13 protein-coding genes are annotated in these 16295 nt (G+C 61.6%); 8 read left to right on the top strand and 5 right to left on the bottom strand.

From position 1 onward, the window contains the following. Positions 1-36 precede the first annotated feature (36 nt). Positions 37-822: an iron-containing redox enzyme family protein gene (locus KI242_RS22585; protein ID WP_011062591.1), complete on the top strand. Its 786-nt coding sequence runs from the start codon at positions 37-39 to the stop codon at positions 820-822. Between the two features lie 96 nt (positions 823-918). On the opposite strand, the gene KI242_RS22580 is transcribed toward KI242_RS22585, so the two are convergent. The 5 genes from KI242_RS22580 to KI242_RS22560 form a co-directional block, all read right to left on the bottom strand. Continuing rightward, the gene (locus KI242_RS22580; RefSeq protein ID WP_152686355.1) at positions 919-1845 is read right to left on the bottom strand and encodes a GGDEF domain-containing protein; all 927 of its coding nucleotides are present in this window, start codon (positions 1843-1845) and stop codon (positions 919-921) included. Positions 1846-2215: 370 nt separating this feature from the next. Continuing rightward, the gene (locus KI242_RS22575) at positions 2216-2956 is read right to left on the bottom strand and encodes a YciK family oxidoreductase (protein ID WP_015636577.1); all 741 of its coding nucleotides are present in this window, start codon (positions 2954-2956) and stop codon (positions 2216-2218) included. A gap of 56 nt (positions 2957-3012) precedes the next feature. Then, a complete protein-coding gene (gene mupP, locus KI242_RS22570; RefSeq protein WP_011062589.1) occupies positions 3013-3684 on the bottom strand; it encodes an N-acetylmuramic acid 6-phosphate phosphatase MupP in 672 nt (223 codons plus the stop codon). 3 nt (positions 3685-3687) lie between these two features. Beyond that, a complete protein-coding gene (gene ubiG / locus KI242_RS22565) occupies positions 3688-4386 on the bottom strand; it encodes a bifunctional 2-polyprenyl-6-hydroxyphenol methylase/3-demethylubiquinol 3-O-methyltransferase UbiG (RefSeq protein WP_011062588.1) in 699 nt (232 codons plus the stop codon). A 62-nt stretch (positions 4387-4448) separates the two neighbouring features. Continuing rightward, positions 4449-5780 carry a TRZ/ATZ family hydrolase gene (locus tag KI242_RS22560; protein WP_065365452.1) on the bottom strand — a complete coding sequence of 444 codons (1332 nt, stop codon included), beginning with the start codon at positions 5778-5780 and terminating at the stop codon, positions 4449-4451. 109 nt (positions 5781-5889) lie between these two features. On the opposite strand from KI242_RS22560, the gene mtnA reads away from it, so the two are divergent. The 7 genes from mtnA (at position 5890) to cmk (ending at position 16279) form a co-directional block, all read left to right on the top strand. Beyond that, complete coding sequence (gene mtnA / locus KI242_RS22555; RefSeq protein ID WP_123431300.1) at positions 5890-6966, top strand: S-methyl-5-thioribose-1-phosphate isomerase; 1077 nt, start codon at positions 5890-5892, stop codon at positions 6964-6966. A 354-nt stretch (positions 6967-7320) separates the two neighbouring features. Beyond that, positions 7321-9990, top strand: coding sequence for a DNA gyrase subunit A (gene gyrA, locus KI242_RS22550; RefSeq protein ID WP_011062585.1), 2670 nt, complete (start codon positions 7321-7323; stop codon positions 9988-9990). Between the two features lie 64 nt (positions 9991-10054). After that, the gene (gene serC, locus KI242_RS22545; RefSeq protein ID WP_123472980.1) at positions 10055-11140 is read left to right on the top strand and encodes a 3-phosphoserine/phosphohydroxythreonine transaminase; all 1086 of its coding nucleotides are present in this window, start codon (positions 10055-10057) and stop codon (positions 11138-11140) included. Further along, the gene (gene pheA / locus KI242_RS22540; protein WP_011062583.1) at positions 11140-12234 is read left to right on the top strand and encodes a prephenate dehydratase; all 1095 of its coding nucleotides are present in this window, start codon (positions 11140-11142) and stop codon (positions 12232-12234) included. Before serC ends, pheA begins: the two co-directional genes overlap by 1 nt. Positions 12235-12244: 10 nt before the next feature. After that, positions 12245-13357 carry a histidinol-phosphate transaminase gene (gene hisC / locus KI242_RS22535; RefSeq protein ID WP_174395663.1) on the top strand — a complete coding sequence of 371 codons (1113 nt, stop codon included), beginning with the start codon at positions 12245-12247 and terminating at the stop codon, positions 13355-13357. A 28-nt stretch (positions 13358-13385) separates the two neighbouring features. Beyond that, entirely contained in the window at positions 13386-15593 is a 2208-nt protein-coding gene (locus KI242_RS22530; RefSeq protein ID WP_053153150.1) for a bifunctional prephenate dehydrogenase/3-phosphoshikimate 1-carboxyvinyltransferase, read from the top strand. Continuing rightward, a complete protein-coding gene (gene cmk, locus KI242_RS22525; protein ID WP_053159726.1) occupies positions 15590-16279 on the top strand; it encodes a (d)CMP kinase in 690 nt (229 codons plus the stop codon). Before KI242_RS22530 ends, cmk begins: the two co-directional genes overlap by 4 nt. The last annotated feature ends 16 nt before the right edge of the window (positions 16280-16295 follow it).

The raw sequence follows: 16295 nt of genomic DNA, 5'->3' as shown, positions 1-16295 counted from the left end.
TTGGATCCGTACATCACAATCAAAAGGAGCCCGACAGTGATCGACACATTCAGCCGAACCGGCCCGCTCATGGAAGCTGCCAGTTACCCCGCCTGGACCCAGCAATTGATCCAGGACTGCAGCGAGAGCAAGCGCCGCGTCGTGGAGCATGAGCTGTACCAGCGCATGCGCGATAACAAACTCAGTGCCAAAGTCATGCGTCAGTATCTGATTGGCGGCTGGCCGGTGGTTGAACAGTTCGCCCTGTACATGGCGCAAAACCTGACCAAGACCCGTTTTGCCCGCCATCCCGGCGAAGACATGGCGCGTCGCTGGCTGATGCGCAATATCCGGGTCGAGCTCAATCATGCCGATTACTGGGTGCACTGGAGCCGGGCCCATGGCGTGACCCTGGAAGACCTGCAGGCCCAGCAAGTACCGCCAGAGCTGCATGCCTTGAGCCATTGGTGCTGGCATACCAGTTCTGCCGATTCCCTGATCGTGGCCATTGCCGCCACCAACTACGCCATTGAAGGGGCCACGGGCGAGTGGTCGGCGCTGGTGTGTTCCAACGGCATCTATGCCGCGGCGTTCCCGGAAGAGGATCGCAAACGTGCCATGAAGTGGCTGAAGATGCATGCCCAGTACGACGACGCCCATCCCTGGGAAGCGCTGGAAATCATCGTCACCCTGGCAGGGCTGAACCCGACCAAGGCCCTGCAGGCCGAGCTGCGTCAGGCCATCTGCAAGAGCTATGACTATATGTACCTGTTCCTGGAACGCTGCATGCAGCAGGAAAAGACTGCGGTGACCCGCGAGCGCCTGGCACTGGCCGAAGGCTGAGTCAGGGAATGTCGGGCGCTTCGATTGCCGCGCACGCTGGGCGTATGGGGTGATGAAGTTGCCCGTGCATCAACGGGGCAGGGCGCTACCTTGTGCTCAGCCCGCCATTGCCAGGCGGTTGCGCCCTTCGCGCTTGGCCACGTACAGCGCGCTGTCGGCGCGTCGCAACAGGCTTTCTGCGGATTCTCCCGGTAGCAGAGTCGAACACCCCAGGCTTACGGTAAGTTCGATCGGCTGACCATCGGCCCGGTAGTCCTGGGCCTGGGCGGCATGGCGCAGACGCTCGCCCACCATCGCCGCGGCTTCGCGCCCGGTGTTGGACAGCAGGATCAAGAACTCTTCCCCGCCAAAGCGAAACACCATGTCGACATTGCGCAATTGCCCCTTGATTGCCGCGGCAACGGCCTTGAGAACTTGATCGCCGGCGCTGTGGCCGTGGTTGTCGTTGATGCGCTTGAAGTGATCGATGTCCAGCATCAGCAGCGACAGTGGAAGCAGGTGACGACGGGCCATTTCGATTTCCCGTTGCAGGGTCTGGTCCATGGCGATGCGATTGCCGGTATCAGTCAGCGGATCCCGCAGGGCACTGCGAGTGGCGGCGCGATACAGCAGGGCATTGCGCATCGGGTACAGCAGGGTCGAGAGCAGCGATTCCAGGGAGCCCTGTTCTGATTCGCTGAAGCGCTGGTTGCGGCGAAAGATCAGCTCGCCCATCGGTTCGCCTTCGTGGCTCAGGCTGTAGCTGATGGAGTGATGGCCGCGCTGGCCGAACTCCAGGCGCAGGTCGCTCGGAGTGTGCTGGTACTGCAGGGCATCCAGGGGGACCAGGCGCTGAACCTCACGAAAGAACAGGCCCAGGATGCGTTGCGGTTCAAGGCTGGTCTGCAGCTGCAGGCCCAGTTGCTGGCGCAACTGGGCGAGGCTGATGGGCTGCTTGATCAGTGGCGACTGCTGGCCAAAGCCCAGGCGTTGCAATTTGGCGCTATCGAAGTCAATTGCGTTGGTCTGGGTCGGTGTTTTCATCTGAGCTTGAGCCCCCTGAGCACTGTGTACGGTCTAACTGCCTGGGTGAGAGCGGCTCAGAGCTGCGCGTCATACTGTTCCATCAGTCCCGTAGGACAACGCGCATATTTTAGGCCGTCTCGCCTGTGGCTATAAAGCCCTCAGCGCAAGCCGTTTTCCACAGCGTCAATGCACTGTGTATTGAGTGTCGTTAGAGCGAAACTCGTGCCATTCGGTTCATATTGGGAAAACTTGTTTGGATTCAGCAGCTTGGGTTTCGGCGTAAAAAGGCTGTCGTCAAAAATGACATTTGTTTGGCTTGAAACCTACGCGGGGTAGGCATTGCCGAGGCGTCGCGACGGTATTCCGTCGCGACGAACGGGAGGGGGTATTACTGCGCGTCGAAGGCTTGACCGTTGATCCCGGTGCTGTCCGGCCCCATCAGGTACAGATAGACCGGCATGATTTCTTCCGGGGTCGGATTGTTGCTGGGGTTTTCTCCCGGGTAGGCCTGGGCCCGCATGCTGGTGCGGGTGGCGCCTGGGTTGATGCTGTTGGCACGCACCGGAGCCACGGTGTCCAGCTCGTCGGCCAGGGTCTGCATCAAGCCTTCGGTGGCGAATTTCGACACGCCGTAGGCGCCCCAGTAAGCCCGGCCCTTGCGGCCAACGCTGCTGGAGGTGAAGACCACCGAAGCATCCTGGGACAGCTTGAGCAGGGGCAGCAGGGTGCTGGTAAGCATGAACATGGCGTTGACGTTGACCTGCATCACACGCATGAAGTTCTCCCCGGAGAGCTGCTCCAGAGGCGTGCGCGGGCCGATGATCGAGGCGTTGTGCAACAGGCCGTCGAGGTGGCCGAACTCGGTTTCGATCATGGCCGCCAATTCGTCGTACTGGTGCGGCAGGGCGGTTTCCAGGTTGAACGGGATTACCGCCGGCTGCGGATGGCCGGCCGCCTCGATGGCGTCGTAGACCTCGGTCAGGTTGGCTTCGGTCTTGCCCAGCAGCAGCACGGTGGCGCCATGAGCGGCAAAGGTCTTGGCGGCGGCGGCGCCGATGCCACGACCGGCGCCGGTGACCAGAATGACCCGGTCCTTGAGCAGTTCTGGGCGAGCGGAATAATCAAACATAAAAGGCCTCAACAGAAATTGGATCGTCCCCGGCGCTTAGCCGGGCATGCCGCTGCTCAGCAGCTGCACAGCGCGTTGTCCAGAACCTGGCGCAGTTCCAGCGGGTGACTGACCACCACGTCGGCGCCCCAGTGCCGTGGGTTGTCGTCCGGATGGATATAGCCATAGGTCACCGCAGCGGTCCTGGTGCCCGCATCGCGGCCGGATTCGATATCGCGCAGGTCGTCGCCGACAAACAGCACGCTGGACGGGGCCAGGTCGAGCATCTTGCACGCCAGGATCAGCGGTTCGGGGTCGGGCTTGCTGTTCTTCACGTGGTCAGGGCAGATCAGCAGTGCCGAGCGCTCGGCCAGCCCCAGTTGCTGCATGATCGGCTCGGCGAAGCGCAGCGGCTTGTTGGTGACCACGCCCCAGACCAAGTGGGCCTTTTCGATATCTGCCAGCAGCTCGGCCATGCCGTCGAAGAGCTTGCTGTGCACGGCGCAATGCTTGAGGTAGCGCTCGAGAAACTCCAGGCGCAGTTCTTCGAAGCCCGGGGATTCGGGGTCCATGGAGAAGGTCACCGCCACCATGGCGCGGGCGCCGCCGGAGATCTCGTCGCGAATGTGCTGGTCGGCGATGGGCGGCAGGCCGCGATCACGGCGCATGCCCTGGCACACCGCGATGAAGTCCGGAGCGGTATCGAGCAGGGTGCCATCCATGTCGAAGAGAACGGCTCTGATAGCCATGTCTTACTCCTCTCGCAGGGTCTGGATCATGTAGTTGACGTCCACGTCCGGGGCCAGCTTGTAGTGCTTGGTCAGCGGGTTGTAGGTCAGGCCGATGATGTCCTTGACGGTGAGGCCGGCAGAGCGGCTCCAGGCACCGAGCTCGGATGGGCGGATGAACTTCTTGAAGTCGTGGGTGCCGCGCGGCAGCAGCTTCATGATGTATTCAGCGCCGATGATGGCGAACAGGTAGGCCTTGGGGTTGCGGTTGATGGTGGAGAAGAACACCTGGCCACCGGGCTTGACCATGCGGAAGCAGGCGCGAATCACCGACGAAGGGTCCGGCACGTGCTCGAGCATTTCCAGGCAGGTGACCACGTCGAATTGCTCGGGCATTTCCTCGGCCAGGGCCTCGGCAGTGATCTGCCGGTACTCGACGTTGACGCCGGATTCCAGCTGGTGCAATTGCGCCACGGCCAGCGGGGCCTCGCCCATGTCGATGCCGGTCACGGTAGCGCCGCGCTGGGCCATGGCTTCGCTGAGGATGCCGCCGCCGCAGCCGACGTCGAGGACTTTCTTGCCCGCCAGGCCGACCCGTTCGTCGATCCAGTTTACCCGCAGGGGGTTGATGTCGTGCAGGGGCTTGAACTCGCTTTCACGGTCCCACCAGCGATGGGCCAGGGCTTCGAATTTGGCGATTTCAGCGTGGTCGACGTTGCTCATGGGTAGTGCTCCAAAGCTAGAAAATTCTCTGTCGGGCCTCGAGCCTGTGCTCAAGGCCCGGGTTATGGGTGGTGGCCGCTGATGCGCCGGGCCCAGTCGCGGGCGGTAGCGCCCAGCTGATGCTCGTCCAGGCGGGTCAGGCGTCGGTCATCCAGCAGTTGCTTGCCGGCGACCCATACATGTTTCACGCAGTCTCGGCCGGTGGCGTAGATCAGTTGCGACACCGGGTCGTAGATCGGCTGCTGGGCCAGGCCGGACAGGTCGAAGGCTGTCAGGTCTGCGGCCTTGCCGATTTCCAGGGAGCCCACTTGGCTTTCCAGGCCCATGGCCCTGGCGCCGTTGAGGGTAGCCATGCGCAGTGCGCGATGGGCATCCAGGGCGGTAGCCGACCCGGCCACGGCCTTGGCCAGCAGCGCGGCGGTACGGGTTTCCCCCAGCAGGTCCAGGTCGTTGTTGCTGGCGGCGCCATCGGTGCCTACCGCCACGTTGACTCCGGCCTGCCACAGACGTTCTACAGGGCAGAAGCCGCTGGCCAGTTTCAGGTTGGATTCCGGGCAGTGAATGACGCTGGTGTTGGTTTCTACCAGTAAAGCCAGGTCGTCATCGCTGATTTGGGTCATATGAACGGCCTGGAAGCGTGGTCCCAGCAGGCCCAGGCGAGCCAGGCGCGCCAGCGGTCGCTCACCGTGCTGTTCCACGGATTGCTGCACCTCATGGGCGGTCTCATGTACATGCATGTGGATCGCAGCGTCGAGTTCTTCGGCAATGATCCGGATTTTTTCCAGGTTCTCGTCGCCAACGGTGTAGGGTGCATGAGGGCCGAAGGTGATGTTGATCCGCGGATGATGCTTGAGATCGCCGAACAGCTCTACGCCCTGGCGGATGGCTTCGTCGGCATTCTGGGCACCGGGAATCGGGAAGTCGAGAATGGGGATGGCGACCTGTGCTCGCATGCCGCTGTTGTGCACCCGCTCACTGGCAACCTTCGGGAAGAAGTACATGTCCGAGAAACAGGTGATCCCACCCTTGATCTGCTCGGCGATGGCCAGGTCGGTGCCGTCGCGGACGAAGGCTTCATCCACCCACTTGGCTTCGGCGGGCCAGATGTGCTTTTCCAGCCAGGTCATCAGCGGCAGGTCATCGGCCAGGCCGCGAAACAGGGTCATGGCGGCGTGCCCGTGGGCGTTGATCAGGCCCGGGGTGAGCAGCGTGTCGGGCAGTTCGCGGATTTCCGTGGCGCGATACTTCAAGGCCTCGGCGCGTGGGCCGATGAACACGATGTGCCCGTCGCGGATGCCCAGGCCGTGTTCCCTGAGGACGACGCCGGCCGGCTCCACCGGCACCAGCCAGGTCGGGAGCAGCAGCAGGTCGAGCGCAATGTCGCGGTTCGGCATCGAGTATCGGTCCAAGGCTTTATATAAAAGGATGGCGAAGTATACCCGAGCGTCCTGGCAGGGGGATCGCTATAATCGGCGGCTTTTGTTCATGAGTGCGGGGTGAGGGATGCGCGATCGTCTGTTGGCTGCGGAGAAAGTCAGGGCCATTGAATGGCGGGATAGCACTCTGTACCTGCTCGATCAGCGGGCCTTGCCTTTCGAGGAGTCCTGGATTGCCTATGACAGCGCCGCTGGAGTGGCCGAGGCGATTCGCTCGATGGTGGTCTGTGGGGCGCCGGCCATTGGCATCAGTGCTGCCTACGGCCTGGTTCTGGCAGCACGTGGACGATCTGTCGCAGGTGGCGACTGGTTTACGGCGCTGGAAGAGGATTTCACCTTGCTGGCGGATGCCGCTCCTGCGGCGGTGAATCTGTCCTGGGCGCTCAATCGCATGCGCGAGCGCCTGGAGCGGGTCAGGGAACATGCTGATCCGTTGGCAGCGCTGGAAGCTGAAGCCCTGGCCATTCATGAGAGCGATCGCGAAGCCAACCTGACCATGGCTCAGCTGGGTGTGGACCTGATCCGGCGGCATCAGGGCAACCCCCAGGCCCTGTTGACTCACAGCAATACCGGCGCCCTGGCCACCGGTGGCTTCGGCACGGCCCTGGGGGTGATTCGCGCGGCCTGGCTGGAAGGTATGGTGGAGCGGGTCTACGCCGATGAAACCCGGCCCTGGCTGCAGGGTTCGCGCCTGACGGCCTGGGAGCTGGCCAGCGAAGGCATTCCGGTAACGGTAAATGTCGATGCAGCCGCCGCGCACATCATGAAGACCAAGGGCGTGACCTGGGTCGTGGTGGGGGCGGACCGTATCACTGCCAATGGCGATGTAGCGAACCAGGTTGGCACTTACCAGCTGGCGGTCAATGCCATGCACCACGGTGTTCGCTTCATGGTGGTGGCGCCCAGTTCGAGCATCGACATGAGCCTTGCCAGCGGTGATGACATTCCCTTGGCAGAGCGGGCGGGCGAGGAGTTGCTGGAGATCGCGGGCAAGCGCATGGGGGAGGGGGTAGAGGGCTTCAATCCGTTGTTCGATGTCACGCCAGCGGACCTGATCGATGCCATCGTCACCGAGAAGGGCGTTGTCGAGCGGCCGGACACGGCCAAGATGGCGCAATTGATGTGCCGCAAGCGCTTGCACTGACGAGTGTCCGGGCAAGTCGTTGGTGCCAGCTTCCCGGGAAAGCTGTCAGCTCAGTAAAAAGCGCTTAATTATGTGCGAATTTGGCCTCTGAGCCCCTCTCGTCTCTTATCAGGCTGTCACCGGTCAACTAACTATGCTCCATGCGCGTCAGAGGGATAGGTGCGTGGCGGCGATTGTGATAACATCCGGCGGTTTCCAAGGTGGTCCGACGCGGCTGCCTTCACTGCGCAAATCCATGGCATAACTTGTTGATTTGTCGTAAGTCGGTGCATGGCACTAGGCCTGCAGCGGCGAGCTTCGTTCGTCCCATATGGATGTGACGAAGTTTCACCAGAAAAAGGAATCAGGCTTCTCATGGGCGAACTGGCCAAAGAAATCCTCCCGGTCAATATCGAAGACGAGCTGAAACAGTCCTACCTCGACTACGCGATGAGCGTAATCGTCGGGCGGGCACTGCCTGATGCGCGCGATGGCTTGAAGCCCGTGCACCGGCGTGTGCTGTACGCGATGAGCGAGCTCGGTAACGACTGGAACAAGCCGTACAAGAAATCTGCCCGTGTTGTCGGTGACGTGATCGGTAAGTATCACCCGCACGGTGATACCGCGGTGTACGACACCATCGTTCGTATGGCCCAGCCATTCTCCCTGCGCTACCTGCTGGTAGACGGCCAGGGTAACTTCGGTTCGGTCGACGGCGACAACGCGGCGGCCATGCGATACACCGAAGTTCGCATGACCAAGCTGGCGCACGAGCTGCTGGCCGACCTGCACAAGGAAACCGTGGACTGGGTGCCGAACTACGACGGCACCGAGATGATCCCGGCGGTCATGCCGACCAAGATCCCCAACCTGCTGGTCAACGGTTCCAGCGGTATCGCCGTGGGCATGGCGACCAACATTCCTCCGCACAACCTCGGTGAAGTCATCGATGGTTGCCTGGCGCTGATCGACAATCCCGAGCTGACTGTCGACGAGCTGATGCAGTACATCCCCGGCCCGGATTTCCCGACCGCGGCGATCATCAACGGTCGCGAAGGCATCATCGAGGCCTATCGCACCGGCCGTGGCCGCATCTATATGCGTGCCCGCTCGATCATCGAAGACATCGACAAGGTTGGCGGCCGCCAGCAGATCGTCATCACCGAGCTGCCTTACCAACTGAACAAGGCGCGGTTGATCGAGAAGATCGCCGAGCTGGTGAAAGAGAAGAAACTCGAAGGCATCACTGAACTGCGCGATGAGTCCGACAAGGACGGTATGCGCGTCGTGATCGAGCTGCGTCGTGGCGAAGTGCCTGAGGTGATCCTCAATAACCTCTACGCCCAGACCCAGCTGCAAGCGGTGTTCGGCATCAACATCGTGGCGCTGATCGACGGCCGTCCGCGGATCCTCAATCTCAAGGATCTGCTGGAAGCCTTCGTTCGTCACCGTCGTGAAGTCGTTACCCGGCGTACCGTGTTCGAGCTGCGCAAGGCTCGTGAGCGTGGCCACATCCTTGAAGGCCAGGCCGTTGCCCTGTCCAACATCGATCCGGTGATCGCCCTGATCAAGGCCTCGCCGACGCCGTCGGAAGCCAAGGAAGCGCTGATCAGCACCCCTTGGGAGTCCAGCGCGGTCATGACCATGGTCGAGCGTGCCGGTGCGGATTCCTGCCGTCCGGAAAACCTTGATCCGCAATACGGTCTGCGCGACGGCAAGTACTTCCTGTCCCCGGAACAGGCACAAGCCATTCTGGAGTTGCGCCTGCACCGCCTGACTGGCCTGGAGCACGAAAAGCTGCTGGCCGAGTACCAGGAGATCCTCAACCAGATCGGCGAGCTGATCCGCATCCTCAATAGCGCCACGCGCCTGATGGAAGTGATCCGCGAAGAGCTGGAAGTGATCCGCGCTGAATACGGCGACGTGCGCCGCACCGAGATTCTCGATGCCCGCCTCGACCTGACCCTGGGTGACATGATCCCGGAAGAAGAGCGTGTGGTGACCATTTCCCACGGCGGCTACGCCAAGACCCAGCCGCTGGCAGCCTACCAGGCCCAGCGTCGTGGCGGTAAAGGCAAGTCGGCCACAGGCGTCAAGGATGAGGACTACATCGCTCACCTGCTGGTTGCCAACAGCCACACCACGCTGCTGCTGTTCTCCAGCAAGGGCAAGGTGTACTGGCTGAAGACTTATGAAATTCCTGAAGCATCCCGTGCCGCACGCGGTCGTCCGCTGGTCAACCTGCTACCGCTGGATGAGGGTGAATACATCACCACCATGCTGCCGGTAGAGGAGTACACCGAAGGTCACTACATCTTCATGGCGACCGCCAACGGCACCGTGAAGAAGACCCCGCTGGAGTCCTTCAGCCGCCAGCGCAGCGTGGGCCTGATCGCTCTGGAGCTGGACGAAGGCGACGTGCTGATCAGTGCCGCCATCACCGATGGCGAGCGTGAAGTCATGCTGTTCTCCGACGGAGGCAAGGTCACTCGCTTCAAGGAGTCCGACGTGCGCGCCATGGGCCGTACCGCTCGCGGTGTGCGCGGCATGCGCCTGGCGGAAGGTCAGAAGCTGATTTCCATGCTGATTCCGGAAGAAGGCAGCCAGATCCTCACCGCCTCCGAGCGTGGTTTCGGCAAGCGTACCGCCATTGGCGAGTTCCCCGAGTACAAGCGTGGCGGCCAGGGCGTTATCGCCATGGTCAGCAACGAGCGTAACGGTCGCCTGGTTGGCGCGGTGCAGGTGCTGGATGGTGAGGAGATCATGCTGATTTCCGATCAGGGCACCCTGGTGCGTACCCGTGTCGACGAAGTGTCGAGCCTGGGCCGTAACACTCAAGGCGTGACTCTGATCAAGCTGGCCAGCGATGAAACCCTGGTGGGCCTGGAGCGGGTGCAGGAGCCATCGGAAATCGAGGGCGAAGAGTTCGAAGGTGAAGAGGGTGCTGAATTCGAGGGAGCCGTGCTGGATGCGGTTGCCGATACCGATGAGGCAGCCGAAGGCCAACAGGCAGACGCCGCAGGCGAAGAAGAGTCGCAAGACTAAATAAATCGTAGCAGGGCAGAGTGTTTGCTCTGTCCGCTACCGTGAATGCATAGCGAGAGTGGATGTGAGCAAACGAGCCTATAACTTCTGCGCAGGTCCCGCTGCGCTACCTGAAGCTGTCCTGTTGCGTGCCCAGGCCGAATTGCTGGATTGGCATGGCAAGGGCCTGTCGGTCATGGAAATGAGCCATCGCAGCGATGAGTTCGTTTCCATTGCCACCAAGGCCGAGCAGGATCTGCGTGATCTGCTGAATATCCCCTCGAACTATAAAGTGCTGTTTCTGCAAGGCGGCGCCAGCCAGCAATTTGCCCAGATCCCACTGAACCTGCTGCCCGAGGGTGGCAAGGCCGACTATGTCGACACCGGTATCTGGTCGCAGAAAGCCATTGAAGAAGCCTCCCGCTACGGGCAGGTGAATGTGGCGGCCACTGCCAAGCCTTACGACTATTTCGCAATTCCCGGCCAGAACGAATGGCAGCTGTCGCCAGATGCGGCCTACGTGCACTACGCGCCGAACGAAACCATTGGCGGCCTGGAATTCAACTGGATCCCGGAAACCGGCGACGTTCCCCTGGTGGCCGACATGTCGTCCGACATCCTCTCGCGCCCTGCGGATATCTCCCGTTTCGGCATGATCTACGCTGGCGCGCAGAAGAATATCGGCCCCAGCGGCATCCTGGTGAACATCATTCGCGAAGACCTGCTGGGGCGTGCCCGTTCGCTGTGCCCGACCATGCTCGACTACAAGGTCGCGGCGGACAACGGCTCGATGTACAACACGCCGCCGACCCTGGCCTGGTATCTGTCCGGCCTGGTGTTCGAATGGCTCAAGGAGCAGGGCGGGGTTGAAGCCATCGCCAAGCTCAATGAGGCCAAGCAGCGCACCCTGTACGATTTCATCGACGCCAGCGGCCTGTACAGCAACCCGATCAACAAGACCGACCGCTCCTGGATGAACGTGCCGTTCCGTCTGGCCGACGATCGCCTGGACAAACCGTTCCTGGTGGGCGCCGAGGCTCGCGGCCTGTTGAACCTCAAGGGCCACCGCTCGGTGGGTGGCATGCGCGCTTCCATCTACAACGCCGTGGACATCAACGCAGTCAATGCGCTGGTGGCCTACATGGCGGAGTTCGAGAAGGAACACGGCTGATGTCTGAGCAAGAACTCAAGGCCCTGCGCCTGCGTATTGACGCCCTGGACGAGAAGGTCCTGGAGCTGATCAGTGAGCGCGCGCGCTGTGCCCAGGAAGTGGCGCGGGTCAAGATGGGCTCTCTCGCCGAAGGCGAAGTGCCGGTATTCTATCGTCCCGAGCGTGAAGCCCAGGTGCTCAAGCGGGTGATGGAGCGCAACCAGGGGCCGCTGGGCAATGAAGAGATGGCGCGCTTGTTCCGCGAAATCATGTCTTCGTGCCTGGCCCTGGAGCAGCCATTGAAAGTGGCCTACCTCGGTCCTGAAGGTACCTTCACCCAAGCTGCGGCCATGAAGCACTTCGGTCATGCGGTGATCAGCAAGCCGATGGCGGCGATCGACGAGGTGTTCCGTGAAGTGGCGGCCGGCGCCGTGAACTTCGGCGTGGTGCCGGTGGAAAACTCCACCGAGGGTGCGGTGAACCACACTCTCGACAGCTTCCTCGAGCACGACATGGTGATCTGCGGTGAAGTCGAACTGCGTATTCACCATCATCTGCTGGTGGGCGAGAACACCAAGACCGACAGCATCAGTCGCATCTATTCCCATGCCCAGTCGCTGGCCCAGTGCCGCAAGTGGCTGGACGCCCATTACCCGAATGTCGAGCGCGTGGCGGTGTCCAGCAACGCCGAGGCGGCCAAGCGGGTCAAGGGCGAGTGGAATTCGGCGGCGATCGCCGGCGACATGGCGGCAGGCCTGTATGGCCTGACGCGCCTGGCAGAGAAAATCGAGGATCGTCCGGACAACTCCACGCGCTTTTTGATGATCGGTAATCAGGAAGTGCCGCCGACCGGCGACGACAAGACCTCGATCATCGTGTCCATGAGCAACAAGCCCGGTGCCTTGCACGAGCTGTTGGTGCCATTCCACGACAATGGCATCGACCTGACGCGAATCGAGACCCGACCTTCGCGCAGTGGTAAATGGACCTATGTGTTCTTCATCGACTTCGTCGGCCACCACCGTGATCCGTTGGTCAAGGGTGTGCTGGAAAAGATCAGTCAGGAAGCAGTAGCACTCAAGGTGCTGGGTTCCTACCCGAAAGCGGTTCTCTGAGGCTTTAACAATGAGTGGCGACTTCCTCGCACTGGCACAACCAGGCGTGCAACAACTTTCGCCTTACGTTCCGGGCAAGCCCGTGGACGAACTGGCCCGTGAGCTGGACATCGATCCGGCCACCATCGTCAAGCTGGCGAGCAATGAAAACCCGCTGGGCGCCAGCCCCAAGGCCCTGGCGGCGATTCGTGACGAGCTTGCCGAGCTGACCCGTTATCCGGATGGCAATGGTTTTGCCCTCAAGTCCCTGCTGGCCGAGCGCTGCGGCGTGGAAATCGACCAGGTGACCCTGGGCAACGGTTCCAACGACATTCTGGAGCTGGTGGCTCGTGCCTACCTGGCGCCTGGCTTGAGTGCGGTGTTCAGCGAGCACGCATTTGCCGTCTACCCCATCGTTACCCAGGCTGTCGGAGCCCAGGCTCGCGTGGTTCCGGCCAAGAACTGGGGGCATGACCTGCCAGCCATGCTCAAGGCGATCGATGATCGGACCCGCGTGGTGTTCATCGCCAACCCGAACAACCCGACCGGTACCTGGTTCGGTGCCGGGGAGCTGGACGAGTTTTTGCAAGATGTACCGGCCCACGTACTGGTGGTGCTGGACGAGGCCTATATCGAGTACGCCGAAGGCAGCGACCTGCCGGATGGCCTGGACTTCCTGGCGGCCTACCCCAACCTGCTGGTTTCGCGAACCTTCTCCAAGGCCTATGGCCTGGCAGCCCTGCGGGTCGGTTATGGGCTGTCGACCCCGGTGGTGGCGGATGTGCTGAACCGTGTGCGCCAGCCTTTCAACGTCAACAGCCTGGCCTTGGCTGCGGCTTGCGCCGCACTTGAGGATGTGGACTACCTGGCCGAGAGTCGTCGTCTGAACGAGGCCGGCATGCAGCAGTTGGAGGCGGGGTTCGGTGATCTGGGCCTGAGCTGGATTCCTTCCAAGGGCAATTTCATTGCCGTGGACCTGGGGCGTGAGGCTGCGCCGATCTTCCAGGGGTTGTTGCGCGAGGGGGTGATCGTGCGTCCGGTGGCCAACTACGGCATGCCAAATCATTTGCGCATCACCATCGGCCTGCCGGCGGAAAATACTCGTTTCCTTGAGGCCTTGGCCAAGGTTCTGGCCCGTGCTTGATGTCATTCCAATGCAATCTGCTGTGCCTATGATCGGTCGCCTGGTGGTGATCGGCCTGGGGTTGATTGGCGGTTCCTTTGCCAAGGGTTTGCGTGAAAGTGGCCTGTGTCGTGAGGTAGTCGGTGTCGATCTGGATCCGCAGTCCCGCCAGTTGGCGGTCGAACTGGGGGTGGTGGATCGCTGTGAAGAAGATCTGGTCCTGGCTTGCCAGGGCGCCGATGTGATTCAACTGGCGGTGCCGATCCTGGCTATGGAAAAGCTGCTGGCTCTGCTTGCCGGCATGGATCTGGGCCAAGCGGTGCTGACCGATGTCGGCAGCGCCAAAGGCAATGTGGTGCGCGCTGCACAAGAAGCTTTTGGCGGCATGCCTGCACGCTTTGTCCCGGGGCACCCCATTGCGGGCTCCGAGCAGAGTGGTGTGGAAGCCTCCAACGCGCAGCTGTTTCGTCGGCACAAGGTGATCCTGACGCCTCTGGAGCAGACTGATGCCGCGGCGCTGGACCTGGTCGACAGGCTTTGGCGTGAGCTGGGGGCGGATGTCGAGCACATGCAGGTCGAGCGTCACGATGAAGTCCTGGCGGCGACCAGCCATTTGCCGCACCTGCTGGCGTTCGGTCTGGTCGATTCCCTGGCCAAGCGCAGTGAAAATCTCGATATCTTCCGTTACGCTGCGGGCGGGTTCCGCGATTTCACGAGAATCGCCGGCAGCGACCCGGTCATGTGGCACGACATCTTCCTTGCCAATCGCGAGGCGGTACTGCGCACACTCGATACATTTCGCAACGACCTCGACGCTCTGCGTGATGCGGTCGATGCAGGGGACGGGCATCAATTGTTGGGCGTATTCACTCGCGCCCGGGTTGCCCGCGAGCATTTCGGTAAAATCCTGGCCCGCCGGGCCTATGTGGACGCTATGAACTCCAACGATCTGATTTTCCTGGCAAATCCTGGTGGCCGCCTGTCTGGGCGGATTCGTGTACCGGGCGACAAGTCGATTTCTCACCGCTCGATCATGCTTGGCTCGCTGGCTGAGGGCACCACTGAAGTGGAAGGTTTCCTCGAGGGCGAAGATGCTCTGGCAACCTTGCAGGCTTTCCGCGACATGGGCGTGGTCATCGAAGGGCCGCATCATGGTCGTGTGACCATTCATGGTGTTGGCTTGCACGGCTTGAAGCCGGCTCCAGGGCCGATCTACCTGGGGAACTCCGGTACCTCGATGCGCCTGTTGTCGGGCTTGCTGGCTGCACAAAGCTTCGACAGCACGTTGACTGGCGATCCGTCCCTGTCCAAGCGTCCGATGAATCGTGTGGCGAACCCGCTGCGGGAAATGGGCGCGGTCATTGAGACGGCTGCCGAGGGTCGCCCGCCGATGGTGATTCGTGGCGGTCACAAGCTCAAGGGGCTGACCTACACCTTGCCGATGGCCAGTGCGCAGGTTAAGTCCTGCCTGTTGTTGGCAGGTTTATATGCCGAAGGGAAAACCACGGTCACCGAGCCGGCTCCGACCCGTGACCATACCGAGCGCATGCTGCGTGGCTTCGGCTACTCCGTGAGTGTCGATGGCGCCACGGCTTCGGTCGAGTCCGGCGGCAAGCTCAAGGCAACCCATATTGAGGTGCCTGCGGACATTTCTTCCGCGGCGTTCTTCCTGGTGGCTGCATCCATTGCCGAAGGTTCCGAACTGGTGCTGGAGCACGTGGGGATCAACCCGACCCGTACAGGTGTGATCGATATCCTGCGGTTGATGGGCGCTGACATTCGCCTGGAAAACCAGCGCGAAGTGGGTGGCGAGCCGGTTGCCGATCTGCATGTGCGCGCCGCCAAGCTCAAGGGGATCGAGATTCCCGAAGAGTTGGTACCGCTGGCAATCGATGAGTTCCCTGTGTTGTTCGTCGCGGCCGCTTGCGCCGAAGGGCGCACGGTGCTGCGTGGCGCTGAAGAACTACGGGTCAAGGAGTCTGACCGTATCCAGGTGATGGCTGATGGCCTGCTGACCCTGGGGGTCAAGTGCGAACCGACCCCGGACGGCATCATCATCGAGGGTGGCCAGATCGGTGGCGGGGAGGTTCATGGGCATGGTGACCACCGTATCGCCATGGCGTTCAGTGTTGCCTCGCTGCGCGCCAACGCGCCGATCCGCATTCATGACTGTGCCAACGTCGCGACCTCGTTCCCGAACTTCCTTGCGCTGTGCGCGCAGGTGGGGATCCGTGTCACGCAAGAGGCTCAGTCGTGAATATCAAGGCGCCGGTGATCACCATCGATGGGCCGAGTGGTTCGGGTAAGGGCACCATTGCTGGCAAGCTGGCCAAGCATCTGGGCTGGTGTCTGCTGGACTCCGGAGCGCTGTACCGGCTGCTGGCGTTCGCTGCGCGCAATCATGGCGTCGATCTGACCAATGAAGAGTCGCTGAAATTGTTGGCGGCTCACTTGGATGTGCAGTTTCTCGGAGCTACTGAGAACCATCCGCAGCGGATCATTCTTGAGGGTGATGACGTGACGGATGACCTGCGCAACGAGCAGGTCGGGGCCTGGGCTTCTCAGGTTGCGGCGTTGCCTGCTGTGCGAGACGCCCTGCTGCAGCGTCAGCGTGCCTTTCAGGAGCCGCCGGGGTTGGTTGCCGATGGCCGCGACATGGGAACCGTGGTGTTTCCCGACGCTCCGTTGAAGATTTTCCTGACTGCCAGTGCCGAGGAGCGTGCTCGTCGCCGTTACTTGCAGTTGAAGGGAAAGGTCGATGGTGTTAGTCTGTCGAGTCTGCTAGATGAGATCCGTGCGCGTGATGAGCGCGATACCCAGCGAGCGGTGGCCCCGCTCAAGCCGGCGGCTGACGCTATACAGCTGGATTCCACGGAGTTGTCCATCGATCAGGTGTTGCAACGCATCTTGAGTGAAATCACCATTCGCGATATCGCCGGGTGAACAAGAAGGATTGCAG

Source organism: Pseudomonas sp. Eqa60 (assembly GCF_018326405.1).
GTDB lineage: Bacteria > Pseudomonadota > Gammaproteobacteria > Pseudomonadales > Pseudomonadaceae > Aquipseudomonas > Aquipseudomonas protegens.
The sequence above is the reverse complement of the archived record's forward strand: the minus strand, read 5'-3'. Positions and strand labels throughout refer to the sequence as shown.